At 53.9% G+C, this 26,199-nt stretch carries 22 protein-coding genes; 11 read left to right on the top strand and 11 right to left on the bottom strand.

Annotated elements, in window-relative coordinates; all coding sequences use genetic code 11:
- Positions 1-6 precede the first annotated feature (6 nt).
- From Q8W32_RS11820 to Q8W32_RS11795, 6 genes are all read left to right on the top strand, one after another.
- Complete coding sequence (locus Q8W32_RS11820) at positions 7-972, top strand: FecR family protein (protein ID WP_305415071.1); 966 nt, start codon at positions 7-9, stop codon at positions 970-972.
- 229 nt (positions 973-1,201) lie between these two features.
- Positions 1,202-3,961, top strand: a complete 2,760-nt coding sequence (locus Q8W32_RS11815; protein ID WP_305415070.1) for a TonB-dependent receptor — start codon at positions 1,202-1,204, stop codon at positions 3,959-3,961.
- Positions 3,962-4,190: 229 nt separating this feature from the next.
- Positions 4,191-5,078 carry a hypothetical protein gene (locus Q8W32_RS11810; RefSeq protein WP_305415069.1) on the top strand — a complete coding sequence of 296 codons (888 nt, stop codon included), beginning with the start codon at positions 4,191-4,193 and terminating at the stop codon, positions 5,076-5,078.
- A gap of 57 nt (positions 5,079-5,135) precedes the next feature.
- Complete coding sequence (locus tag Q8W32_RS11805; protein ID WP_305415068.1) at positions 5,136-7,085, top strand: choice-of-anchor tandem repeat GloVer-containing protein; 1,950 nt, start codon at positions 5,136-5,138, stop codon at positions 7,083-7,085.
- Between the two features lie 164 nt (positions 7,086-7,249).
- Positions 7,250-9,079, top strand: coding sequence for a type I secretion system permease/ATPase (locus Q8W32_RS11800; RefSeq protein WP_305415066.1), 1,830 nt, complete (start codon positions 7,250-7,252; stop codon positions 9,077-9,079).
- A complete protein-coding gene (locus Q8W32_RS11795; RefSeq protein ID WP_305415065.1) occupies positions 9,076-10,407 on the top strand; it encodes an HlyD family type I secretion periplasmic adaptor subunit in 1,332 nt (443 codons plus the stop codon). Before Q8W32_RS11800 ends, Q8W32_RS11795 begins: the two co-directional genes overlap by 4 nt.
- 69 nt (positions 10,408-10,476) lie before the next feature.
- Here the strand turns inward: Q8W32_RS11795 and choV are convergent, their stop codons facing one another.
- The 6 genes from choV to betI all read right to left on the bottom strand — a co-directional run bounded on the left by choV (position 10,477) and on the right by betI (position 17,620).
- Entirely contained in the window at positions 10,477-11,661 is a 1,185-nt protein-coding gene (gene choV / locus Q8W32_RS11790) for a choline ABC transporter ATP-binding protein (protein ID WP_305415064.1), read from the bottom strand.
- A 2-nt stretch (positions 11,662-11,663) separates the two neighbouring features.
- Positions 11,664-12,506, bottom strand: a complete 843-nt coding sequence (choW, locus tag Q8W32_RS11785; protein ID WP_303433260.1) for a choline ABC transporter permease subunit — start codon at positions 12,504-12,506, stop codon at positions 11,664-11,666.
- Between the two features lie 255 nt (positions 12,507-12,761).
- The gene (locus Q8W32_RS11780) at positions 12,762-13,703 is read right to left on the bottom strand and encodes a choline ABC transporter substrate-binding protein (RefSeq protein ID WP_305415063.1); all 942 of its coding nucleotides are present in this window, start codon (positions 13,701-13,703) and stop codon (positions 12,762-12,764) included.
- Between the two features lie 85 nt (positions 13,704-13,788).
- Positions 13,789-15,519, bottom strand: coding sequence for a choline dehydrogenase (gene betA, locus Q8W32_RS11775; protein WP_305415062.1), 1,731 nt, complete (start codon positions 15,517-15,519; stop codon positions 13,789-13,791).
- On the bottom strand, positions 15,516-16,976 hold the full coding sequence (gene betB / locus Q8W32_RS11770) for a betaine-aldehyde dehydrogenase (RefSeq protein WP_305415061.1): 1,461 nt from the start codon (positions 16,974-16,976) through the stop codon (positions 15,516-15,518). Before betB ends, betA begins: the two co-directional genes overlap by 4 nt.
- Before the next feature lie 11 nt (positions 16,977-16,987).
- Positions 16,988-17,620 carry a transcriptional regulator BetI gene (gene betI / locus Q8W32_RS11765; protein ID WP_305415060.1) on the bottom strand — a complete coding sequence of 211 codons (633 nt, stop codon included), beginning with the start codon at positions 17,618-17,620 and terminating at the stop codon, positions 16,988-16,990.
- Between the two features lie 445 nt (positions 17,621-18,065).
- Between betI and Q8W32_RS11760 the strand changes: the two genes are divergently transcribed.
- Entirely contained in the window at positions 18,066-18,479 is a 414-nt protein-coding gene (locus Q8W32_RS11760) for a heme-binding protein (protein WP_305415059.1), read from the top strand.
- 23 nt (positions 18,480-18,502) lie between these two features.
- On the opposite strand, the gene Q8W32_RS11755 is transcribed toward Q8W32_RS11760, so the two are convergent.
- Entirely contained in the window at positions 18,503-19,084 is a 582-nt protein-coding gene (locus Q8W32_RS11755) for a TetR/AcrR family transcriptional regulator (protein WP_303433254.1), read from the bottom strand.
- Between the two features lie 120 nt (positions 19,085-19,204).
- Between Q8W32_RS11755 and Q8W32_RS11750 the strand changes: the two genes are divergently transcribed.
- Positions 19,205-19,756: a carboxymuconolactone decarboxylase family protein gene (locus Q8W32_RS11750; protein ID WP_305415058.1), complete on the top strand. Its 552-nt coding sequence runs from the start codon at positions 19,205-19,207 to the stop codon at positions 19,754-19,756.
- Positions 19,753-20,445, top strand: coding sequence for a glutathione S-transferase family protein (locus tag Q8W32_RS11745; RefSeq protein ID WP_303433252.1), 693 nt, complete (start codon positions 19,753-19,755; stop codon positions 20,443-20,445). The genes Q8W32_RS11750 and Q8W32_RS11745 overlap by 4 nt, the downstream gene beginning before the upstream one ends.
- A gap of 93 nt (positions 20,446-20,538) precedes the next feature.
- Here the strand turns inward: Q8W32_RS11745 and Q8W32_RS11740 are convergent, their stop codons facing one another.
- Together Q8W32_RS11740 and Q8W32_RS11735 are read right to left on the bottom strand one after the other, a co-directional pair.
- Positions 20,539-20,856 carry a 2Fe-2S iron-sulfur cluster-binding protein gene (locus Q8W32_RS11740; protein WP_303433251.1) on the bottom strand — a complete coding sequence of 106 codons (318 nt, stop codon included), beginning with the start codon at positions 20,854-20,856 and terminating at the stop codon, positions 20,539-20,541.
- An 867-nt stretch (positions 20,857-21,723) separates the two neighbouring features.
- Positions 21,724-23,427, bottom strand: a complete 1,704-nt coding sequence (locus Q8W32_RS11735; RefSeq protein ID WP_305415056.1) for an amidase — start codon at positions 23,425-23,427, stop codon at positions 21,724-21,726.
- A gap of 581 nt (positions 23,428-24,008) precedes the next feature.
- On the opposite strand from Q8W32_RS11735, the gene Q8W32_RS11730 reads away from it, so the two are divergent.
- Entirely contained in the window at positions 24,009-24,275 is a 267-nt protein-coding gene (locus Q8W32_RS11730; RefSeq protein WP_303433249.1) for a type B 50S ribosomal protein L31, read from the top strand.
- 15 nt (positions 24,276-24,290) lie between these two features.
- Positions 24,291-24,431 carry a type B 50S ribosomal protein L36 gene (gene ykgO, locus Q8W32_RS11725; protein WP_303433248.1) on the top strand — a complete coding sequence of 47 codons (141 nt, stop codon included), beginning with the start codon at positions 24,291-24,293 and terminating at the stop codon, positions 24,429-24,431.
- 1 nt (position 24,432) lies between these two features.
- On the opposite strand, the gene Q8W32_RS11720 is transcribed toward ykgO, so the two are convergent.
- Together Q8W32_RS11720 and Q8W32_RS11715 are read right to left on the bottom strand one after the other, a co-directional pair.
- Positions 24,433-24,585, bottom strand: coding sequence for a hypothetical protein (locus tag Q8W32_RS11720; protein WP_305415054.1), 153 nt, complete (start codon positions 24,583-24,585; stop codon positions 24,433-24,435).
- Between the two features lie 60 nt (positions 24,586-24,645).
- Positions 24,646-25,956, bottom strand: a complete 1,311-nt coding sequence (locus Q8W32_RS11715; protein WP_305415051.1) for a peptidoglycan DD-metalloendopeptidase family protein — start codon at positions 25,954-25,956, stop codon at positions 24,646-24,648.
- Positions 25,957-26,199: the final 243 nt, after the last annotated feature.

Here is a 26,199-nt window from a genome sequence, read left to right as displayed (position 1 = left end):
ACCCATATGGCAAGATCAGAACCCGCGTCAATCAATCGCAAGATTCTTCATCAGGCGGCACTGTGGCATGCCACTCTGGGCGATGAACAGGTCACCTCCAAACAACGCCAGGATTTTGAACGCTGGCGTCAACAAAGCATACGCCACGAACAGGCTTTCGATCGGATGGCCAGCGTCTGGCAACAGCTGGACCATATTGAAGAAGACTTGCGTCTGCCCGCCGCCAAAGCATTACAACAAGCAACCCGGACAAAGCGTTCCACATTGCCTCTGGTCGCCATGGTGACGCTATCAGCCTGCTGGATCAGTCTCAGCAGCGAACTATCCGGGCTATTCTCGGATTATCACACCAGCCACGGCCAGCGACAGCAAATCACACTCAACGATGGCAGCGAGATCATCCTTAACACCGACTCGGCCATTGACGTCGACTTTACGAACCAGCAACGCCTCATTCATCTGAAACAGGGCGAGCTGTATATCACCGTTGCTGCCGATGTCAGCCGCCCGTTTGTGATCCAGACCGAGCACGCCACAGCCACTGCACTCGGCACCCAATACGCCGTTCGGGTACGCCGTCAGACAACCGAGGTGGTCGTGACCGAATCCAAGGTCAACGTCTGCCCGGAACAGACGTCCCCCTGTGTAGTGACCCATCAAAACGAAGCCACCAGCGCGGATAACCAACAGGTCGCCACACCTCATACGGTCGATGCAGACCTCCACACCGCCTGGACCAGCGGCAAGCTGGTGGTCGACAACTGGCCTCTCTCCAGACTGCTGGCAGAAATATCGCGTTATTACCCCGGCCCCTTGCTGTATAGCGACACGGCGCTGCAATCCATCCAGGTCTCCGGCGTCTTTATCCTTGATGCCCCCGAACAAATCCTCACCCATCTGGAGCACAGCTTGCCAATCCGGGTTAACCGGGCTGGCAAATTCTTTGCCATGGTACGGCCACGTAATCACTGACCAACCGGCGGGCACTGCCGTACCGGCCTTATCCTCGTATCGCCATTCTGCGTCATTGAGTTGTTCAATCCCTCTGTGCCAGCCCTGATAGGCCGCCCTGGCTGAACACCTATAAAACACCCGTTAGTCACTCGAAATTTACCGACCGCAAAAACATTCAATTTTTTCTGCCCGATTTTTATGGTGGTGCGTCTTATAGTACAAATGCAAACAAGAATACTTCGCACCTATGAAAAACAACCTTACCAACAGCAACGCCACAACCTTGCTGGCCATCTGTCTGTTACTGCCTGCAGTAGCCCCGGTACAGGCAGAAAGCCAGATCACAGGCCAGACACAAGAACAGACAGGTCAGAACTACCAGATCCCGGCTGGCTCCCTGACCTCCGTCCTGAATCGCTTTGCGCTCGAAGCCGGGGTGTCGGTACTGTTTGATCCCGCTATCACGAAAAACCGAACCAGTGCCGGCCTGCAAGGGGAATACCGCATCGGAGAAGGTTTTTCCTTGTTACTGCGCGGCACCGGCCTGTCTTTCCGGATAGAAAACAACGGCCAACAAGTAACCGTCTATGATCCGGCCGCCTCTCTTATCGAAGCACCTGTCGGCACCCTGATGCTGGACACCATGCAGGTGGTTGCCCAGTCGGGTTCCCGCTCCCAGATTTATGAACGCGCCGACGGCACCAGCATCATCGGCCGCACCGAGATGGACCGCACCGGCCCGCGCCATGCCAGTGAAATTTTGCAGTCCACCGCCGGGGTCTACACCGCCACCAATGAACAGAACCCCAGCGTTTCAGTGAATATTCGAGGCCTGAAAGACTTTGGCCGCGTCAATATGAACATCGACGGCATGCGCCAAAACTTCCAACGCAGCGGCCATGGCCAGCGTAACGGCGAAATGTTTTTTGATACCGAATTCCTGAGCGAAGTAGAAGTGCAAAAAGGCGCTTACGCCGGAGCCGGTGGCGCCGGCGCCAGCGGTGGGGTTGCCACCTTCAAAACCCTGGAAGCCGACGACATTATTGCCGCAGATAAAACCTCTGGCGGCCGCTTGCGGCTGGCCAGTGGCGTTGGTAAATGGGCCAATGGCCAGAACCCGTCCGGCTCTTTGGTATTGGCATTCCGGCCCACAGATCGTACTGATGTGCTGATTGGCTACAGCCGCAAAGACTCCGATCAATACGAACCGGGTACACAAGGGGATGCGGTTTATTGGGGACAAAACGACTATTACATTAATACTGGCATTGTGAATGGCACCGGCCAGGAAATGGAATCCTGGATTGCCAAAGCGAACTGGCACATTACCGATGATCTGATACTGAAAGCCAGTGCGATCAGTACCACCACCCGCTACGGCGAAAGCTCAGCCATTGATACCGATCAGGCCAGCACCTACAAGGAATACCAGAAATACTGCGATACCGACTCCGACTACTACGGCCAATATCCGGATTTTTGTGCCTCCTACAGCTACGACAGCGAAGGCATTTACCCTATCACCAGCACCAATGATACCGACACCCAGAGTTATGCGCTTGATCTCTACTACAACCCTGACTCCCACTGGATCAATGCCCAGGCCAAGCTGTATCAGGTATCCACTCATAATATCAGTCAAGACAGCGACGACAGCTACAGCGTTACCACACACACCGACACGCTGGGCGGGTTGCTGAGCAACCGCTCTGAATGGTCATCGGGCCATACCCATCTGATGCTGGACTACGGCATTGAGGTTTTTCAGGATCGCAACCGGCCGGATGCCGACTCCGAAGTACTGAGTGATAACGACGTGGATTTACTCGCCGGCAGCACACCGGAGGGCAAACGTCAGCTCACCGGCCTTTGGCTCAGCAGCAACTGGCAATACCGACGTCTGACTCTAACACCCGCCATTCGCTGGGAAACCTATCGACTGTGGGGTAACACCGGTTTTTATGACTCCGATGCACGCGCTGATTCAGAAACCTATGGTGAGCAGTTATGGCAGTACGCCGATATAGATGTTGATCGCAGTGATAACCGCTGGTTACCCAGTCTGGGACTGGCCTACGACCTGATACAAGACCCATCCAATCAATTACAACTGTTTGCCAGTGGCGGTCTTTCATGGCGGCCACCACAAATCACCGAAACCCTGACCGCGAGCACCCAGCCCAGCCATGTGACCGCGGTGAATACCTACCCCAACTGGATGCTGGAACCAGAAGAAACCCGCAGCTGGGAGTTAGGCTTTAACTGGCAGCTAACCAGCCAGAAAAACCCGCAAAACACCCTGAGCGTCAAGCTGCTGCACTATTACAACCGCACAGAAAATTACATTATTTATGGGACAGGGACAGCAACACCAGGCTTTGTGGGCACGCCTTTTTATGCCTATAGCTCGATGTACGTCAATGCACTCAATGACCTGATTTACGAAGGCGAAGAGTTACAGCTGGATTTTACTTTTTATAATTTTTACGGCGGCCTCAACCTCACACGTACCGAACGTGGCTACACCCGTTTCAATGATCATGAAGATTGGGGATTACTCTATAACGCCTGGGCTCTGGGCGGCCCGGATGGCGAAGACCCGTCAAGTTATTGCCCTGATTATGTCAACGAAGACTGCATCGCTGCCGGCACTCTGTATTTCCCACCAGAACCGGAATGGACCGGCAAGATAACGCTCGGTGCTCGTTTGCTTGATAACACACTGGATATCGGTATGACTCTGACAGGGGCTACCCAGACCGGGCAATACGGCTCCCTCTGGGGAACTCTGGATGGAACAGAAGACGTTGCCGGAGAAAAAATCGGCTTGCGCCCTTACACCGTTCTGGATGCCTACGGCAGCTATCAGCTCAGCGAAGCACTGCAACTGGGCTTTAATCTGAAAAACATCACCGACCGGGAATATATCCAGGCCATGGGCGACGGCATGGTACTCACCTATGCACCGGGCCGAACCCTTACCGCCAACTTACAGTGGGGCTTCTGATGATCCGGCATGCATTGGATATCACCCCAACACTTAACGCTATTGCCATCAGGGTGGCGCGGCAACGCCACCCTGAAGCAACCACGGCCTTGATCCCGTCAAGGCCACCCTCTGGTCATCTCGTACAACACCGGAAAGCAGCGTTTACCTATCACATACAGGCTCTGATTCTACCGGATTTTACGGATACGACCACTTGTAAACTCAACCTGATCATGGAGATTTCAATATGAGTTTAACCATTACTTACGACAGTAACTTTTCCAGCTACGACGGCCTGCAGGACTACTTTACTTATTACGAAACCACCTACAGCGAGACCACACACGCCGCCAATATGACCTTTGCTGACGGCCCAGGCAGCGACCTGGATATTGGTGACGAAACTTACAGTGAGTCTTACTACTACACCCAAGTGATCGGTAGTGACCTGGCCAACACCATGACTTCTGAAAGTGATGTCAGTTTTCTGATTGCAGGTGAAACCGTCACTCTGGAAGACAGCAGCGGTACCACTTACTCTTCCGATGACATGATTTACACCGGTGGCACCTCACCATCCCACACTCTGGCCGGTGCAATCGATACTCTGACCTTCGGTGATGGTGCTTACAGTAGCGGTAGTCTGGCCTCTGATTTGTTCGCCATTGATGGCCTGTACGAAGCCATTGGCAACGGCATGTTGGATAACGACAGTGATGGTGCTTACGACGAAATTATTGATCGTAACTCTGCTACTGACGACAACGATGTGCACGATCTGATTAATGGTCTGATGAGCGGTGATACCAGTACGCTGGAAACCATCCTTAACGCCAATGACATTACTCACAACGGAACCAGCGTTGCCGATACGTTTGATGCCTTTAGCGGTCAAGATGAGTTTGTCCTGAGCGGGGGTGATGACCTTGTTAATGCCGGTTTCCAAGTCGGTTCCGGCGGTGATGTCATCAATATTGATGGAATCAACAGCTTTGCAGATGCGGCCGCTGCTGTTACCGCGGTTGATTACAGCACGGGTAATGCCGTGCTCACCTACTATGAAGGGTTTATTGCACATACAGTTGAAATCACAGGTGTTTCATCTGGCCTAACTACGGACAACTTTGTTGTTTAATTAACCTTTGGGGCTGCCTTTTTAAGGCAGCCCTTTTTTATTTTCTGGAGAAGAAATATGTTTTCCAAACGTATAATCAGCACTCTGTTACTAACGGGAATCAGTTTCAGTTTGCAGGCCGCTCCGTCGGTTGAGAGAATTTATTCCACCGATCAAACGGATATTGTACTCACCAAGTTTATTTACGGTTCTGACGGTCGTCTTTACGGCAAATATATCGATGGATCTTCATCTCCATCTGTTCTCTCTATTTTATCGATGGAACCCGATGGCAGTGACCCGCAATTGGATGAAGTCGACTTTTACTATGAAGCCACTACTTTGGTCAGTAATCATCGCGGGCAGATTTTTTTAGGGCACAGAGCAGAAACTCGCTGCCCAGAGATTCTTCGAGAAATACAAGGGAGTAGTGAGATTACCGGCCGGGTTTATGGTTCCATTACTAAATATACCCCTTGGGCTGAGGAAGCTTCGGAAAGAATGGTGGATATGACAACCAATCTGGGTGCGGCCATTTGTCCAACCGGCAATATGGTGTTGGATAACGACGATAATCTCTACTTTATCAGTAAGGCTGAAGGCGATACAGAAATTGAGGCTGTTAACCGTATTTACCGTTTAAGTGCCGAAGGCGAATTAGAAGTTATCAAAGAATTTGTTGTGGACGCAGAAGGCGACAATGAAGAGCAAGCGCTCGAAGAAGGTTATGATCCCGTCAATTTATTTATCAATGCCGATGGCCAGACGATTTACGGCATAAATACCGAGGGGGGCAATAAAAGTTTTGAAAGCGGTGGCACCACTTTTAGAGTTGGAACCATTTTTAAAATCGATACCGCCAATAATTATGACTATTCGGTACTACGCCAAGCTTATATTCTGGAAGACCCAGGTTTAGACTCTGAAGCATGGTTAACCACCACTAACGATAAACTTTATTATATTACCGATGGCCATCCGGCAGTAGATGGTGGTGATGGAATACTCAATAGCCTGGATTTATCTTCCGGCGATACAGACACCATTGATGCTTCCTGGGTAAAGGTTATTGATTTTGAAGGGGCCTCTTCGCCAATGGGTAATTCACCGCGTACTTTGCAATTGGGCATGGATGGAATGATTTACGGCGTCACTAGTAAGGGCGGAAGCAATGTAACAACAAATGCCAACGGTGAGGGAACCTTATATAGGCTCGACCCCGTAACCGACATATTTGAAACCTTATATGAGTTCAGTTCTGACAATGATGTAAAAGCCTTTCCGGTCGGTCTTAGCCCTGTCAGCCCAGACGGTAACTTTTTTGGTTCAACTACAGCTTCAAGCAGTACGGTGTTTAAAGTCGATACCGATATTATCCCAACGTCTCCAGTTATCACCGCCTTTTGGACAGAAACCCCTGAATTGACTTGGGAGTCGGGGGCTTTGCAGGCCACTTTGAACTGGAATGTCACGAATCCATCCGGGGAACTCAGCGACGTAACTTGTAGCGCCAGCGGCGACTGGGACGAGGCCATCTCTGAGCTGACAGATGCCAGCCAAACAGTGGTTATCGCTAACGAAGGCACCAACGAATTTGTCCTGACCTGTGATAACGGTACAGAACAATCCAGCCAAACCCTCAGAGTGCTGGCCTCCGGTCTACCGGATCCAGTATCCATTATTGATTTTCGTTCAGATTTGTACGAAGTCGAACAAGGTGAAACCTTTACCATCAATTGGCAAACCGAAAATGCCGCCAGCTGTGACACTAACTGGGGCACATTGGATACCGAGCAAGCTGTCAGCGGCTCTAAAGAAATTACAGGAGTACCCGGCGAGTATACGTATGAGCTGACCTGTACCGGTCTGGGTGGCGATGAAGTATCGGCAACGCCTTTAGATATAACTGTCGAAACCAGTGAATCCGTTGATGCCGGCTCCTCCTCCGGCGGTGCTTTTAACCCTCTTCTGCTGCTACCCGCAGCCTTGCTGTTGTTCCGTCGCCGTCGGGTGACGTCGGCCAGTTAATCCATGGATAGCCTCTGCCCCGGTTTCCGGGGTACAGCAATCACTCATAACGACCATAACCACCATTAAAATAACCGTCTTTAACAACTACCTTTAATCGCTATCTCAGTCGGCGCAGTTACCCAGCGCCGGCTGGATAAAAAGCCTGAATCCCGGAGTCTGTTATGAAACCTGAAGCGGCTGCCTCAGCCAATACTTCCCCACTGCGTGAGGCGTTGTTGGGCTGCAAGTCGGTGTTTATGTCGGTGGCGGCCTTCAGTGCCGTGATCAACTTACTGATGCTGGCTCCGGCTATTTATATGTTGCAGGTGTACGATCGGGTGATCAGTTCGCAAAACAGTATGACGCTGTTGATGCTCAGTCTGATCTTGCTGGGCTTGTATCTGTTAATGGCAGCGCTGGAGTTTATTCGTAGTCGGGTGCTGGTGCGGCTGGGCACAAAGCTGGATATTCAGCTCAGTCAACAGGTGTATTCGTCGTCTTTTATTGCCAGTTTGCGCAAGGGCGGCTTTAACGCCAACCAGTCGTTGGGTGATCTTAACGGTATTCGTCAGTTTTTGACCGGCAGCCCCTTGCTGGCGTTTTTTGATGCGCCCTGGGTGCCGGTGTATCTGGCGGTAATCTATATGTTTGATGTCTGGTTGGGTTTGTTTGCAACGGTGGGCAGCCTGGTGTTGATCGGGCTGGCGATACTGAATGAAAAACTCACCCAAAAACCCTTGCAGGCAGCCAATCAGTCGTCAATCAAATCCGGTTATCAGGCGGACTCGGTATTGCGTAATGCCGAGGTGATTGAGGCCATGGGCATGTTGCCAGCGTTGCGGCAGCGCTGGTTTCAGTTACACCAACAGTTTTTGGATCATCACCGCATTGCCAGTGAAAAAGCCGGTTCGGTGGCGGCGGCCAGTCGTGGTATCCGTATTACCTTGCAGTCGATGATTCTGGGGTTGGCGGCGTTGCTGGTGATCTCGGGTGAGATCAGTGCCGGGATGATGATTGCCGCTTCTATTTTAATGGGTCGTGCTCTGGCTCCGGTGGATGCGGTTATTGGCGCCTGGAAGCAATGGACCACAGCGCGGCAGTCTTATCATCGGCTGTCGGAGTTGCTGCAGGCCTGCCCTCCTCCTGTAACAACATTGTCTCTGCCCGCCCCTTCTGGTGAATTGAGTATTGAACATCTCAGTGCTGCAATACCAGGCACACGGCAAGTGGTGTTATCACGACTGAATTTCCAGTTGCCATCCGGCAGTGTGCTCGGCGTATTGGGGCCGTCTGGCTCTGGCAAGTCGACATTGGCGCGGCTATTGGTTGGGGTATGGCCTGCGGCATCTGGCAAAGTCCGTCTTGATGGAGCGGATATTTTTCGCTGGAACAAAGCGGAGCTTGGCCCTTCGCTGGGGTATCTGCCGCAGGATGTCGAGCTGTTTGCCGGTTCCATCAGCGATAATATTGCCCGCTTTGGTGAGGTCGATGCCGAGCAGGTGGTCGCGGCGGCCAAGCTGGCGGGTATCCATGAGCTGATTCTGCAAAAACCCGACGGTTACGAGACCCTGTTGGGAGAAAACGGCCGGGGATTATCCGGCGGTCAACGCCAGCGGGTCGGGCTGGCTCGGGCCTTGTACCGCAACCCGGCGTTACTGGTGCTGGATGAACCGGACGCCAGCCTGGATGACGCTGGCGAACAGGCCCTCAAGCAGGCAATCATTAGCCAACAACACAGGGGCGGTACGGTGGTGGTGATTACTCACCGTCCAGCGCTGGTGTCGTCCTGCTCCCATTTGTTGGTATTGGCGGATGGCCAGATGCGCGCCTTTGGGCCAAGGGAGCAGGTGTTGTCGGGGGCGGCGAAGAAGATCAGGCCAACGCCGGAAGTTTATCACTCGCCAACGGTGTCGTTCAGCACAGCAGCCCCATCGTCGGCCCCAGAATCACCTTCAACGCCTTCGTCTTCGTCTTCTTCAAAATCCCACTCCACAGAGGCCAGCGGACAATGACCGTAACCACATTGCCATATGCTCACACCCTGCGCGCAGCCAACACAGAGATGGCCATTCCCTACCAGAGTCAGCGCTATGTACGCGCCGGCTGGCTGTTGATTATTGCCGGTGTACTGGGGTTTCTTGGCTGGGCCTCATTGGCACCACTGGACAAGGGCGTTCCGGTCAATGGTCAGCTGATCGTCGAAGGGCAGCGCAAGAGTCTGTTTCATCCGGATGGCGGTCAGATTGAGCGTATTCTGGTACGCGACGGCGACCAGGTCCACGCAGGGCAGGTATTGATCCGTCTGAATCCGACCCGGGCCGAGGCGCATCTGCGTGAAGTGCAGATTCAGTACGACAATGCCCTGGCCTTGCTGACTCGTCTGAAAGCGGAACGCGATGGGCAAGCAAACATTGAGTTTCCGGCGGACTTGATGGAGCGGGCCACCGACGCCGTACACAGCCAGCAACGGTTGTTCCAGGCCCGGCAGCGCTCACTGGCACAAGCCTTACAAAGCTACGATGAAATCATCACCGGCATGGATTACCAACTGAAAGGTCTGAGCGACAGCAATAGCAGCCGCCGTCGTCAGCGTGCCACGCTGGATGAGCAACTAGCGGGAATGAAAGCACTGGAAAAATCCGGTTATGTCTCCCGGGTACGCTTGCTGGAAATGGAGCGCCTGCACGCCGAAACCGACAGTAAACTGGCCGAGAATATCGGTCAACTAGGGCAATTGCAGCAACAGCTGCAAGAGTTAGCCATCCGCCAATCGTCGCATCAGCAATCCTTTCTCGAACAGGTACACGAAGCCTATGCCGAGGCTGAACTCAATCTGTTATCCCTGGCGCAAAAGCTGCGCTCAGCCCAATACAGCCTGGAGCAAACCCGGGTATTGGCCCCTGTCAATGGCGTGGCCATGGGGCTGAGTGTATTTACCGAAGGCGGCTTTATCAATCCGGGCAGTCATCTGCTCGATGTGGTGCCTGCCAGAGGCACCCTGGTCGTTGAAGCCCAGGTACCAGTGCACCTGATCGATAAAGTCGAACCCGGTTTACCTGTTCGGATTCTGTTTCCTGCGGCCAACCAGAACCGTACACCCGATATCATGGGCACGGTTGCAACCGTCGCCGCCGACCGCTCGGAAGATGATCAGACCGGCCTGCCCTACTATGCCGTGCTGGTCCGTATTGGCCCGGATGGTTATCAACAATTAGAGGATTTCACCCCAAGACCGGGTATGTCGGTCAGTCTGTTTATTCGTACCGGTGAACGCACACTGATGAATTATTTACTCAAGCCACTGCAAGACCGGGCCAATAGCGCACTGGCAGAGGAGTAGTCTTGCCACGGGCATCCAACCCCACGGACAAAGCCAGGCTCAATGCTCAATGGTGCACGGCGCGCAAGATTACGCCGTAGCAGCACCATTAAAATGTTTACCCAGCATGGCGTGATAGAAGTTATGGTCGGTCAGTACCCCCACCAGTTTGCCATGTTCAGCCAGCACCACGGGTTGCTCGGTGGCGTAACGGATTTCGATCGCCCGTCGCATGGAAATATCTGGCGTTGTCATTGCCATGGTGCCCAGTGGTGGCATATCCGTGTTGGCCTCGATGCCGCATTGTTGCATGGGGACCGGTTTGCCGTGGCGATGGGCCGTTTTGCCATCGGACGCCAGCCAGATGTCTTTTTCGCTGCACACCAGGGTGTCGTTCCCTTGCCGCGTCAGCTCATCCGCTGCGGTCATCAGAGACCGGCCAGCCAGGACATTCAATGGGTTGGTATGGGCAACAAAGTCTTCCACATAGGCGGTGGCCGGGTTCATTACAATGTCTTCCGGTGCGCCCTGCTGAATAATCCGGGCTGATTCCATAATGACGATATTGGTGCCAATTTTTAACGCTTCGTCCAGGTCATGGGACACAAACAGAATGGTCTTGTTGAGGCTGCGCTGCAGCACCAGCAGTTCATCCTGTAGCTGCGCCCGAATCAGTGGGTCGAGTGCAGAGAATGGCTCGTCCATCAACAGAATATCGCTGTCCATGGCAAATGCCCGAGCCAGGCCAACCCGCTGTTGCATGCCTCCGGATAGCTCCGCCGGTAATGCATCCTTCCAGTCGGTCAGACCGACCATGTCGAGTTTTTCCATGGCTTTCTGATGGCGCTCGGCCTTGCCTTGCCCCATCAGTTCGAGACCATAAGCAACGTTGTCGAGCACCGATAACCAGGGCATCAGGGCAAATTTCTGGAATACCATCGATACCCGTTCGGCCCGCAGCCGCCGCAAGGTATTGGCGTCACAGCTGCCGACATCAACCTGGCCGTCGCCATCCTTGACCAGTACCTGACCACGAGAGATCGGATTAAGGCCGTTCACCGCCCGTAACAGGCTGGACTTGCCGGAGCCAGACAACCCCATCAAGACACAGATCTCCCCTTGCTTGACCTCGATGCTGGCGTTATGCACGCCCACCACACTGCCAGTGGATTCGATGATCTGCTGGCGGGTTTTACCCTGATCCAGCAATGCCAGCGCGGGGGCGACCGTGTCGCCAAAAACAACATCAAGATTTCTGATAGAAATGGCGTTCATGGTTATACCTCTGCCTTGCCCGGCGCTTTGAAAATACGATCGAGAATAATAGCCACCAGCACGATGGCGATACCGGCTTCAAAGCCTTGCGAAATATTCACCGTGTTGAGTGCCCGGATCACCGGTTTGCCCAAGCCATCGGCACCGACCAGCGCGGCCACCACCACCATGGATAACGACAGCATGATGCACTGGGTCACACCGGCCATAATGCTGGGCAGCGCAGCAGGCAGCTCGACTTTCCACAATAATTGCCGGGGCGTGGCACCAAAGGCCTTGCCCGCTTCAATCAGTTCTTCCGGGACGTTACGAATGCCGAGGTAGGTCAGCCGGATCGGGGCGGCAATGGCAAACACAATGGTCGAGATCAGGCCGGGCACCACGCCAAGGCCAAACAGCACCAGGGTCGGGATCAGGTATACGAAGGTTGGGACGGTCTGCATCAGGTCGAGCACCGGCCGCAAATAGTTGTACACCTTGGGTTTGTGACCGGCATAGATGCCTACGGGGACACCGGTCAGAATACAAATCGTGGTGGCGGTGACGACCAGCACAAAGGTCTCGATCATCTCGGCCCAATAACCAAGGTTGATAATCAGCAGCATCGAGGCGACAACAAACAGCACCAGCCGGATGCTGCGGTGCAGAAACCAGGCCATGGCTGCTGTCGCAATAATCGGTACAGCCGGGTGAAACCATTGGAACAGAGTCACCAGCGAGGTGATCACCCATTCCAGAGAAATGGACACCAGGTCAAAAAACCAGGCTCCGTGGTCGGTCAGCCAGTCGACGAATGTTTCCATCCATGCGCCCAGCGGCAATTTGTTATCGGACAGCCAGTTCATATCAAGCCTCTGTTTGTTCTGTTTTTTTTTGATCTGGTCATTCTGATCGTTAGCGGAAATCTCTGGAGAAGTCTGCGTTATCACTGGCTCAGGCTACGGCTCTGATGCGGTCAGAACCACAACCAGATCGGCGATAACACAGACTTGTCGAGAGACTCCAAACCAGAGCGGTGTTGGCCGCACCTGGTTCGGGATGGTCAGCCAACCGGTTATTGATGGTTGGTCAGGTTGGCCGTTATCCGACCGGGAGGCGGTCTACTTTTTCAGGTAGGCCTGTACCGCTGGCAGCGCATCCGCACCGCTGTTGGTTTTCACTCCGGCCAGCCACTGGGTCAATACGCCCGGGTTGGCTTTCAGCCAGTTGGTCGCTGCGACTTCCGGCTTTTTGCCATCGTTCAGAATCGCGCCCATGATTTCGTTTTCCAGCGGCAGGGTGAAAGTCAGGTTGGTCAGCAGCTTGCCAACGTTCGGGCAGCTTTCCAGATAGCCCTGGCTGACGTTGGTATGCACATTGGCACCGCCGTAGTTGGGGCCGAAGAAGTCATCACCACCGTCGAGGTACATCATGTCAACGCTGGCGTTCATTGGGTGTGGTGCCCAACCAAGGAAGGCAATCCATTTGTCACGACGGACGGCGCGCTTCACTTGCGACAACATGCCGGCTTCGCTCGATTCCACCAGAGTGAAGTCTTTCAGGCCAAAGGCGTTCTGGTCGATCATGTCCTGAATCAGGCGGTTGCCATCATTGCCCGGCTCGATACCGTAAATCCTGTCATCAAACTTATCGGCAAATTTCACTAGGTCGTCAAAGCTTTTGACACCGGCGTCGTAGGCGTATTTCGGCACGGCCAGGGTGTATTTGGCACCGGTCAGGTTGGGGCCAAGATCTTGCACGCTGTTGTTTTTCAGGTAAGGCTCGATATCGGCCTGCATGGTCGGCATCCAGTTGCCCAGGAACACATCAATGTCCTTGTTGGCAAGGGACTTGTAAGTCACCGGCACCGACAGCAACTGGGTTTTGGTATCGTAGCCCATGCCTTGCAGCACCACCGAGGCAACAGCGGTGGTGGCGGTGATATCGGTCCAGCCGACATCCGCAAAACGGACGGTGTCGCACTGGTCAGCGCTGGCGGCTCCGGCGTGCATCAGCAGGCTCAGGGCGATGGTGGATACGGTAAACGATGTTGCAGTCTTCATGACTTGTCCTCAGTGGTTGAATATCAGTTACGGCTCATCACCAGGCCGGGGCCTGGCGGTGCAGATACATCAGTGACGTTGGGCGTTATGCAGCATCTTCGCTGCCGGTGGAGTTGGCCAGCGCACGCTTGGGCGTACCGCTGCGCTGTTGGGTTGGCCAGTCGGGGTCTATCCAGACAGGGACATCCGCCGCGGTGGCAGCGCCCTTGCCCAGAATCAGGTCGGCGGCCTTTTCTGCCACCATGATGGTCGGGGCATTCAGGTTGCCATTGGTAATGGTCGGGAAGATGGAAGAATCCACTACCCGCAGGCTGTCGATGCCCCGCACCCGGCAAGCGCTGTCCAGCACCGCCATCGGGTCGTCGTCTGCCCCGATCTTGCAGGTACAGGACGGGTGATAGGCGCTCTCGACATTGGCCCGAACCCAGGCGTCAATCTCGGCATCGGTCTGGACCGCCGCACCGGGCTGGATTTCATCCCCCCGATACGCGTCCAGCGCCGGTTGCAGAATGATTTCGCGGGTCAGGCGAATGGTGTCGCGCCAGTCCTGCCGGTCTTGTTCGGTGCCGATGTAATTAAAGAAAATCGATGGTTTGGCGTGAGGGTCGGCAGAAGTAATCCAGACCTTGCCGCGGCTGGCCGGTTTATTCGGCCCGACGTGCACCTGGAAGCCATGACCATCGAAGGCTGCCTGACCGTCGTAACGCATCGCCGCAGGCAAGAAGTGATATTGAATATTGGGCCATTCCACTCCCGCCCGGGAGCGAATAAAGGCGCAGCTTTCAAAGTGGTTGGTGGCACCCAGACCATTTTTGAACAGCAGCCAGCGAGCACCGATCAACCCCTTGTTAAACAGGTCGAGTTTGCCGTTCAGGGTGATTGGCTGGTGGCAGTAAAACTGGAAATAGACTTCCAGGTGGTCTTGCAGGTTTTCGCCCACTCCCGGCAGCTCGTGTTGCACGCTGACGCCAGCCTTGGCCAGGACATCCCTGGGGCCAATCCCGGACAATTGCAGCAACTGTGGTGAACCGATGGAGCCCGCCGCCAGAATCACTTCCCGGCGGGCAGTGTGCTGTTCGACCTTGCCGTTGCTTTCAAACTGGATGCCAGTGGCTTCCAGCGTCGTACCCTCGCCGTTCAACAACACCTTGTGTACCACCACACCGGTTTTCAGCGTCAGGTTGGGACGCGATAGCGCCTCCCGCAAATAGGCATTGGAAGTCGAGGCCCGCACACCGTCTTTGACGGTCATATGCATTGGCCCAAAGCCTTCCTGCTGATAACCGTTGTAGTCCGGAGTGTATGGATAGCCGGCGTCTTTACCGGCGTCGATAAAGGCTTGATACAGCGGGTTCAGGCTCATGTTGTTGCCGTTGTTGGTGCCGACCGGGCCATGACCACCGCGGTATTCGCTCTCGCCACCCATCCAGCACTCGGCCTTTTTGAAATACGGCAAGCAGTGCTGGTAATCCCACCCTTCTGCGCCGTGGGCTTGCCATTCGTCAAAGTCTCGGGCATGGCCACGGACGTACACCATGCCATTAATGGATGATCCGCCACCCAGCACCTTGCCGCGCGGGCAATGTAATACCCGGTTGTCGATGCCCGGCTCTGGCAGGGTTTCAAACTGCCAGGCGTATTTTTCGGTATTCATCGGGTACGACAGCGCGGTCGGCATCTGGATAAATATGCTTTTGTCGCTGCCACCGGCTTCCAGTAACAACACCTTGTACTCGCCGCTGGCGCTCAGGCGATTGGCCAGCACACAACCGGCACTGCCGGCGCCGACAATAATAAAATCGTATTGACCACTCATGCGTAAGGACTCTCGACATCTCCCAGCTCAATAAACACGCTTTTGGTCTGGGTATAGTGATTCAGGGTTTCCACCCCGTTTTCTCGGCCAATGCCCGACAACTTGTAACCACCCACGGGCATTTCGGCCGGTGAAGCGCCCCAACTGTTGATCCAGCAAATACCGGCTTCCATTGCCGCGATCACCCGATGAGCACGGGAGAAATCACGGGTAAAAACCCCGGCAGCCAGACCGAAGTCCGTTGCGTTGGCACGGCGGATCACCTCCGCTTCATCGCTGAAACGCAGCACCGACATCACCGGGCCAAAGATCTCATCTTTCACGTTAGGCATATCGTCGTGGCAATCGGCAAAGACGGTCGGCTGCACAAAAGCCCCTTTGGCACAGTCGCCGGTCATGGCCCGTTCACCACCAATCACCAGACGGGCACCCGCCTCTTTGGCGGCGTCGATATATCCCAGTACCTTGTGCATATGGTCGATACTGATCAGCGCCCCGACCTGGGTAGCTGGATCGCTGGGGTCGCCCATGGTCAGCCTGGCGGTGCGTTCTTGCAGCTGGCTGAGGAAGGCGTCGTAAATGGCATCGTGCACAAACACCCGGGTGCCGTTGGTGCAGACTTCGCCCTGGGTGTAAAAATTAGCGATCATTGCCGCCGATACCGCGTTGGTCAGATCGGCGTCATCAAAAATGATCAGTGGTGATTTGCCACCCAGCTCCATGGTGACGTCTTTCAGTGTGGTGGCACTGGCAGCCATCACTTTTTTGCCGGTACCGCACTCGCCGGTAAACGATACCTTGGCAATATGAGCGTGATGAGTCAGCGCTTCCCCGACCCGGTAGTCCCCTTGCACGACGTTAAAAACGCCATCCGGCACACCGGCTTCGGTGTAGATCTCGGCCAGCTTCATCGCCGTCAGCGGCGTTTCTTCCGAGGGTTTGAACACCATGGCGTTACCGGCTGCCAGCGCCGGAGCGGATTTCCACATGGCGATCTGGATCGGGTAATTCCAGGCGCCGATGCCAGCCACGACACCCAATGGTTCGCGGCGGGTATAGAAAAAGTTGCTGCCGCCCAGATCTTGCTGCTCGCCCTGAATCGACGGTGCCAGGCCCGCAAAATATTCCACCACATCGGCACCGGTGACGATGTCGACGCAGTTGGCTTCCTGAATCGGCTTGCCAGTGTCCAGTACTTCCAGCATGGCCAGCTCGTCGTTACGCTGGCGCAGAATCTCAACCGCCTTGCGCAAAATACGGCTGCGTTCCATCCCGGTCATGGCCGACCAGACCTTGAAACCGGCCTGGGCAGAAACCACAGCCCGGTCGACGTCGGCACTGGAGGCCTGCTGGATCAGTGCAATGGTTTCGCCGGTTGCCGGGTTACAGGTCGCAAATGTTTCACCAGAAGTGGCGTCCTGATACTGGCCGTGAATGTACAGAGTGTGGGTTTGCATGGAGTTACCTTCTAGTTCTGAATAGGGGTCGTCGGTCGGGCCGGGACATCATCAGCATCAACGCTCGCCAGTTGCTGGCCGATGTAATCACTGATCAGTTTTTTCGCCATCCCGACATCAATGCCTTCCGGCCGTAATGCGCCACGCAGCCAGATACCATCGATCAGCGCCGCGATGGTCTGGGCGGTCTGCCAGGCCTGATGCCGGGGCATCACCTGCTTCAACTCAAACATCAGATACGACAGCAAGCGCTTTTCGTTGACCCGCTGTAACCGGAACAGCGCCGGTACGTGCATCGATTGCGACCAGAACGCCAGCCAGGTTTTTACCACCCGTGGGTCCGTCTGCGACTTGTCGAAGTTACCGCAGACAATGGCATCCAGACGGCCACGGACATCATCACGCGCCACCTGATCCAGCTGCTTGCGGACACTGCTCGATAGTTGTTTCAGCACCGACCGCATGGTCGCCTCTAGCAAATTATCCTTGCCGCCAAAGTGGTGGTTGATAATGGCCGGCGATACCCCTGCCTTGCCGCTGATAATTACTACGCTGGCTTTGTGTAAACCCACTTCGTTGATTGAATCCATGGTGGCCTCAATCAATTGTGGTCTACGTATTTCTGCTACTCCCAACTTCGGCATAGGAAGTCCTCTACTGGCCAGAATCTTTTTTGTTAAATGGTCGTTTAACCAAAATGTAACGGCTTCAGCGCTGATGTCAACTGAAGAGGCGCAGATAATCCACACTGTCAGGTATGAAGGCAGGCGGTTCGTGAATGGATTGTTGGCGTGGAAAACCCCATAGGGCAACGGTTTGCAGGAAGATTTTTAGTTAGGACTCTAACTAAAATGATGAAAAAACAAACAGGTCATTAAACGGTGTCTGCCATGATCTGGCGCTGTGTTCGAACAATCACAGAGGGCAGCCGTCCGGGTCGCTACTGCCTGAGTCTGGTCTCTTCGGTATTGTAAAATCCCGAATCTGGTACTCTGCCGATCCTGCCCCAGTGGTAGCATCGTCACTCTTTGGATGCTGTCTTGGCGGCTGCATTCATGCATTCCGATTTCCTGATAAAAAGGTCACGTCATGAACCCGATCAATTGCCAACAAGCTCGCCAGATGCTCGATGATGCGGTTAAACAAGCCGAGGATATGGGATTGAATGTCTGTATTTCGGTCGTCGACAGCGGTGCCAACCAGGTTGCTTTCCTGCGGATGGACAAGGCCTTTCTGGGGTCAACTGAAGTCAGTCAGCGCAAGGCCAGAACAGCGGTTTTATTTCAGTGCCCGACCGATGTGTTTGGTCAGGTTATCGAGCAAGAGAAGCTGCTCGGCATGGATCAGATCGATGGTGGCCTGATGGCATTCGGGGGTGGTTTGCCCATTCTGGTGAATGGCGAACTGATTGGAGCGGTAGGCGTTTCAGGCGCGACGGCCAAGCAGGACAAGGCTATTGCGACGGCGGCCATAACCGCTCTGTTGGCGCAGCTGGCGTCGTAAACGCCAGCAATCCGCTCGCTCTGTCAGCCGCGCAGATGCTCAAACACATCGTCGACCAGTTCATCGAGATGGCATTCACCCGGGCGGGCACGCGCATAAGAGCGTAACCCCATCAGCTGAACCTGCAAATAACGTGCTTGCCGCTCTGGATCAGCAGTCGCTGCGGTCTCTCCGCTTGCTCGCGCCTGAGTCAGCACCTCGGCAAAGGCGGCTTCCATTTCGGCCAGCCAGTATTTGGCTTCTGCCAGTAAATCGGCGTTGTCATCGGTCAGTTCGGTGATGGTTTTCACCAGCATACACATACTGCTGGGAGTCGATGCCGGATCACTGCATACCGCGCCTTTAACAAAGGCTTTTAATCCGGCCAGCGGCGATCCCGCCTGCTCCACACTGGTACGCAGCCGCGCTTTACTCATCGCGGCATAGTGGCCCAGCACTTCCTTGAACAAGCCTTCTTTACTGCCGAAGCTGGCGTAAATACTGCCAGGGCGCATATCCATGGCCTGCTGGATATTACGCATGGAGGTAGCGTGAAACCCTTTTGCCCAAAACAGTTGTGTGGCGTTGTGGATCGCCTCTTGGCGATCATGCTTGGCGTGAGACACCCTTGAATTCTCTTTTTGTAACGATCGTTCAATTCTACCTTGAACAAACGTTCAAATCCAGCTAGAGTGATTCCAATGATTAATAAATAACCGCGACAATCGCGGGCCTCTGGAGCAAACATGCAATCCTTTACTCTGCACACCCTGGAATCCGCCCCGGCCGAAAGCAAGCCGCTGCTGGAAAAATCGTTACGAGCCTTTGGCTCTATCCCGGGTCTGCACGCCGTGATGGCCGAATCGCCAGAAACACTGGAAGCCTACCAACAGCTGCACCAATTATTTACGCAAACCTCATTTGATGCTGAAGAACTCACCGTCGTCTGGCAAACCATCAATGTTGAACACCAGTGCCATTACTGCGTACCGGCTCACACTGCCATTGCCAATATGATGAAGGTTGATCCGGCGCTGACCGAAGCACTCCGTAATGGTACGGCCATGCCAACCGCCAAACTGCAAGCGCTGCATGACACCACACTGGCGATGCTGCGTGGTCGCGGCAACCTTGCCGATGCCGAACTGGATACTTTTTATGCTGCAGGCTATGGCCCCAAACAAGTCCTGGAGATCACGCTGGGCATGGCGCAAAAAGTAATGAGCAACTACATCAATCACTTCGCCAAAACACCAGCAGATGAACGCTTTCAACAATTTGCCTGGAGCCCGAAATGATCAAGTTTTACTACCACCCAACCCCAAACCCAACCAAGGTGGCCCTGTTTCTGGAAGAAACCGGTATGCCTTACGAACTGATCCCGGTGGACACCCTCAAGGGTGAGCAACACCGCCCGGAATACCGCGCCATTAACCCCAATGGCAAGACGCCAGCGATTGAAGACGACGGCGTACGGGTGTTCGACTCCAACGCCATCCTGCTCTATTTGTCAGAAAAAAGTGGTCAACTGGGAGGCACACCAGCCACCCGTGCCGAGTTGCTGTCCTGGCTGATGTTTGTGGCTACCGGGCTGGGGCCTTACTCTGGTCAATCAGTGCATTTTCGTCGCGCCGCCCCAGAGCCGATTCCTTACGCCCTCAATCGTTACTGGCGTGAAGCCCGCCGTCATTATTCAGTGCTGAATACCCATCTGGCGAGCCGTACCTTTATCGTCGGTGAGCAATACAGCATCGCAGACATTGCCGCCTGGGGCTGGATCGACAAGGCTACCGTGGTACTGGGTGATGATGGTGCTCTGAGTGAATTTCCGCACCTAAAGGCCTGGTTTGACCGTATCAACAGCCGTCCAGCCGTCGAACGCGCCCGCACCATTGGCCAGCACGCCGAATTCCAGAGTGAGCTGGATGACGCTGCCCGTCGCGCCCTGTTCCCGCAAAATTATCCGGAAGTCGATGCGGCGGAATAAACCGCCACGATCAGCACGGTAGCAGTCCCCTTGCGGGGTACTGCTGTCTCGAACAGTAGAACAGTAGTTAGATAAACCGCGTCCGCGGCTTGCTCAGGCCTCAAGCGGTATCAGATGAATATCACTCTGGGCAAAAATACGACACGCCAACACAATACTCTGCTCTTCATCCCGTGGCGTAATATGCGCCCGACTCATCTTTTTGCTGAGATAAGTGCCACTGGTCACCTTGACGCGGCATTTACCACAGCCACCGCCCTTGCAGCCAACCGGCACCGGGGAATTCTCTGCCCAGCCCATACTGGCCAGTACATTGTTTTGTGAGTTGGTTTCAAAGCATCGTGATTCATTCATCACGCGAACCTGATAACAGGCACGATCTGGCGATACAACAGTCTGCTGATTATTCATGGTCACACTTCTTTTTATTGTTAACCGATGACCTTTCATATTACGTAGGTAGCCCAAAAAATCGCCCATATATTGGCGTCAATTCCGGGAAATAGGATTCTTGTTTACGGGATCAATGATCAGCAGAGCAAACTAACCAGAACCGTCAGAAAGTCTGGGAGGCAACGCAGGGGGTACACATCTCCCTGGTGTAATACCGTCAATTATTCAGCCTGTGTGATCGGCCCTTGCTGCTATTCCATGTCATGTTCATCGATATGCCTTTCCCATCGCAATCCATTGTCAGAAGGGATCAAAGAGGCACTTTTTTCTGTTTTTCAAGGCTGACCAGTGTCAACAACAGAAAAGCATCTTGACTCTTCATGGTGCCTTTCAGGCTCCCGTCCTGTGTCCCGGGACAAGGGACAGCTGGATCATAGTGAATGGGTGATTACAATAATTGCCATATGCGCCCGTGGCGGCTTTTGATTTTGTGCCCAGCCACCTTAGGCAGGGACAGAGAAGCACCAATAAATACAGGCAGAAAAGAAGCGTGTTATCGCCAATAAACACGAGACCCCAACACAGAGAGCAATGAGCACGGTAAAAACCTACCCTGTTCTGTATGCGATGCGCGGGTGGTTATTCATAGTGATGCCAGGGAAATAAAACAGGCGTTTCAGAAAGCCGAGAGAGGTTCACAATTGAGGGGAGTCACGGTGTTGTGTCCGTTGATATTCACGGGTTCATGTACTTTGTCGGCTGCCGCTGGATTGCACAGGATGTGCCCTGCCAGAGGACATACCCAGTCGACCCAGGCAATCAAGGCCAGACTGGATAATCTCGCGCAGAGCAATAAGCATACTGCTCTGCGCGATCACCAGACCGTTACTGAACAGACGTCAGTTCAGGGTAATAAGTCGGTGCTTGACGTGGCTGTGCCACTTCCTGGTAAGAGTAAGCGATGCTGATCAGCGTTGCTTCATCAAACTCTCGGGCCAGAATTTCGAAACCCACAGGCTGTGCTGGGCTAACGCCGTCGTCTTCATCCGCCATACCAGCAGGCATGGACAAGGCAGGGAAGCCAGAGAACGGGCTCAGACGGTTCGCACTACCAGCACTTGGGCTGCTACCCAGATCACCGGCCAGGCTTTGCAGGGTTGGGTACAACAGTACGTCGTACGGCTCTGCACCTTCACCAGCAGCGGTATTGTCCAGGGCTTCCAGAATACGGGGACGCACAAACGTTGGGCGATCAACCGTGTTCAGAAGGTATGTTTCATCAGTGCTCAGATCCACATCAAGGTTGTTACGTGATGCGATGGTTCTGGTGTTACGCTCCAGGTAGCCGGCGCTGTCCTGGAAGTCCTGATAGGTACGCAAGTGTCCGTCCAGGTTACTCGACCAGCTATGCAGGTAGGTTTCCATATCGCGGGCGAACTCATACGACGACATACTGCGGTAGTTGCTCAGAATATCGTCCATATCCGGGATCACGACGTCTTCAACCGTGGCACCTGCCGCTTCCATTGCCGCCAGTGCTTCGTTCAGCTTGGCCTGTACGATCGCATTATCACCTTCATTATCACCAAACAGACCACGTACCACACCGATACGAGCACCGTTCAGTGCATCAGCATCAAGGAACGCGGTGTAGCTTTCCGGAACGCCTGTTACTTCTTGATAAGAGGCTTCATCAGCCACCAGTGCGCCATCAATATCGAAGACTTCGCGCTGACCTGAATGTGAAGACTCATCAAAACCAACCAATACGTCCATCGCAACGGCACAGTCTTCAACCGTCCGGCACATTGGGCCGCCAGTATCCTGCCAGGTAGCCAGAGGCATGATGCCGTCCTGACTTACCAGTCTCATGCTGGGACGAATACCAACCAGTCCACCGAGGCTGGACGGAACACGGATGGAACCACCGGTATCAGTACCCAGGCCAAAAACGGCCAGGCTAGCGGCGATACTTGCGCCGGTACCAGTAGAAGAACCGCCCGCACCTTTGGTCTGGTCATAAGCATTCTTGACCAGACCACGCACGGAGCTTTCACCACGGAAGCCAAATGCCAGCTCATCCATGTTCGCTTTACCCAGGATAATGGCACCGGCGTCACGCAGTTTTTCGATGGTGTAGGCATCGCGGCTCGGCTGGTTGTACTGGAATGCAGTTGCACCACCAGACGTGTACATATCCGAGGTGTTGTAGTTATCTTTTGGCAGCACCGGGATACAGTACAGCGGCTGATCATCGAGATCAGCGTCGGTACCGTAATTCTGGTCAAATTCAATGGCTCGGCCAATGGCATTCGGATTGGTCAGCACAACAGAGTTGAGCTCTGTGCCACCCACCACCGTGTCATAGGTGTTAATGCGATCCAGATAACCGCTGACAATTTGCTCGCAGCTCATCTGTCCAGATGTAATGGCGCTATGAACACTGGCAATCGTTGCTTCAGAAAAGTTGAAATCCTCAGCAGCGGCGGCAGGAGAATCGTTATCGGAAGAGGAACTTCCGCAGCCAGAAAGTAGCAACATGGCTGCGGTTACTGCAGTAATACTGAGTACCTGTTTGGAGGCTTGCATATTTTTACCTTGGTTTGAAAATTTTAAAGAAATTTTCCCGGTTAATTTGTCAAGTCAGATCAGCTTCCGTTGTTGATCGTAAACATGCGTAAGCACACATCGCGCCACATCTTGAAACTTTTTGACAAACAAACAGGTAAACAGCCACACAATCATGATTTAGGTCATAGCTAATTAAAAACTCCAATACTGAATTTGCAAATGTAGTCCTTAGAAATATAAAAACGCCCATTTATAGAGCAATAAAATAAACCAACTGCTCTATTTTAAGGAAAACGATCCACCCGAAAGCCTCCGCTCTGTCTGATCCTCAGTGATCCTCTGTCTGCGGTACCGGCTGCTCAACAGCAAGACGGCGCTATCTGGCAGCACTCAAAATCAATAAAACCAAACACCCGTTAGCAAAGCGCTGCCGCGGCTTATAAATAAAGATCCAGTGGCAGGCCTGGTCTGCCAGCACTCATTGATCATTCTTATTTTGACCCTCCAGATCAAATAAGAATAATTCTCATATTGTTTACTTTTAGATACGAATGAGTTTCAATCATAAATGTTACTTTATAACTTTAAGGAGCAATGACATGAAACCAGGGATTCATCCAACCTATGATTACGTTGTGTTTCGAGACACCAGCTGCGGCGCAACGTTTTTGACCCGATCAACCTGCACATCCACCGAAACCATTGAGTGGGAAGATGGCAAAACCTACCCACTGATTAACATTGAAGTGTCCAGTGCCTCCCATCCGGTGTACACCGGAGAGCAACGGAAAACGAATAAAGAAGGCCGTATTGCCCGCTTTAACCAACGCTTTGCGGGTATGAAAACCCGGCTGGGCAAATCCTGAACCGGAGGCTGATACATGCAGGTATTAAGCTCACTCAAGACTGCGAAACTACGCCATCCAGACTGCCAGATCGTCAGACGCCGTGGTCGTTGTTATGTGATTTGTAAAAGCAATCCCCGCTTCAAGGCTCGCCAGGGCGGAGTCAAAAAGAAATAATTCAGACGACGGCATACAAACAAGGGCACTCAGCAACGGCCAGGAGTGCCTTTGTGCCTCCGGCATCACTGCCGATATTCCCTTGCAGATGGCTGGAACAGCCAGTGCCCGCAGCATGATCAATACGCCGCATCCAGCACATAGACATAGACATCGCATGACGCGCCATTGCGGCACAGGATCACCAGCTCTTCAGACTTGCCGTCCGACCCCATCAGGAAGGAGCCGTGACCTGCAGAATATCGGAGCGGCTGGCAGCATATTTCATCACGATTTGTCGTTGTTTGAGCTTGGCCTTGAAGCGGGCTAAATCCGCCAGAGGAATGGCAGCCGCCGTTGGGATATCCGCCGTCATAGGATCCACCGGTCGGCCGTTGATATGAAACTCAAAATGCAAATGGGGACCAGTGCTGCGGCCGGTATTCCCCGACAAGGCAATTTTCTCGCCGCGCTGCACCTGATCGCCTTTTCGCACCAGAATTTTCTGCAGATGCAGATAGCGCGTTGTGTACGCACCACCATGATCAATATCGATGTATTTGCCCGCGTATCGATGATTACCGATACGCCGCACCGTACCATCCCCGGTACTGACGATCACAGTCCCCGGCGGAGTCGCCAGATCGACCCCGTTATGCGGCGACCGCCGCCCGGTAATCGGGTGCAATCGGTTTGGACTAAAAGCAGAACTGACCCGATAAGGTTTCCGGGTCGGCCAGCGCATAAAGGCCGGGGTTACGCTTTCACCCTTGTCATTGTAGTAATTGCCATCCTCGAACAGAAAAGCGGTGTAGGTTTGATCGCCACGCACCAGTGAAATGGCCTCCAGACGAGTATGGCCGGTGCTCTGGTTACTGGTGACCTCATGCCCGACAATGACCGAAAACGTATCCCCCTTGCGCAAGTCCTTGCGGAAATTCAACCGGTTCCCCAATAACTGATCAATCAGCAGGATTTGGGCCTTGGTCAGTCCGGCGCGAAGCGCGGATGTATACAAACTGCCATCCACAACGCCCCGGAGCACTTCAACCACCCAGCGGGTATCTGCGGTGAATGCCTGATATTCAAAAGAGCCATCGGGTTGTTTGACATAAGTGACCTTGCGAGCCGCATCCAAACGCAGTGTGAGTGCTGAAAACCGGCCCTGGGGATCGTATACCAACGCAAGCTCGGTGCCTGGGGTCAGTGTCTCCAACGACAAATACGCCTCATCCGCCTCCATAATGTAATGCAAGTCAGTCACTGACACCTGGTTGGCACTGAACATTTCGCTCAGTGTATCCCCGGCCTGAACCCGAATGACCCGTATACGATCGACAGCCTCCTCGGCTGACGGCGTCTGTGTGGTCTGTGTGGTCTGTCTCTTATCGTTATTGGCCGCCATGGGCAGATCAGCGGAGTGGTGATCAGGAGCAGGCAGCTGTGCCTGAGCAGGTGCCAGATTGGTAAACACGCTGACCAGCATGACAATGGCCACAGATCTGATGGTCCCCACTACCGTGGGGGTGTGGTCAAACACGGCCACCGGTAATCCTTGTCGTATCGGGCAGCTCATCCAGAATGCCCGGATGAGCTGTTTGACCTTGCAGCACAAAGCGCCGGAACCGCCAACTAACGACCGTAAGATTCCCAAAAAACAACACCCCTTGTTGATGATCGTCGCGGCCGTTTTCTGTTTGCGCGCCACACTCGCCACTATTGAGCCGCTATTCACTCTCTTGACCACTCTTTACCCTCTCTTCGGTTTCCTGGGGCGACGTGCCAGCAC

Origin of the sequence: Oceanobacter sp. 3_MG-2023, assembly GCF_030688925.1 — a bacterium.
Taxonomy (GTDB): domain Bacteria; phylum Pseudomonadota; class Gammaproteobacteria; order Pseudomonadales; family Oceanobacteraceae; genus Oceanobacter.
This window is presented reverse-complemented; position numbering and strand designations above follow the sequence as displayed.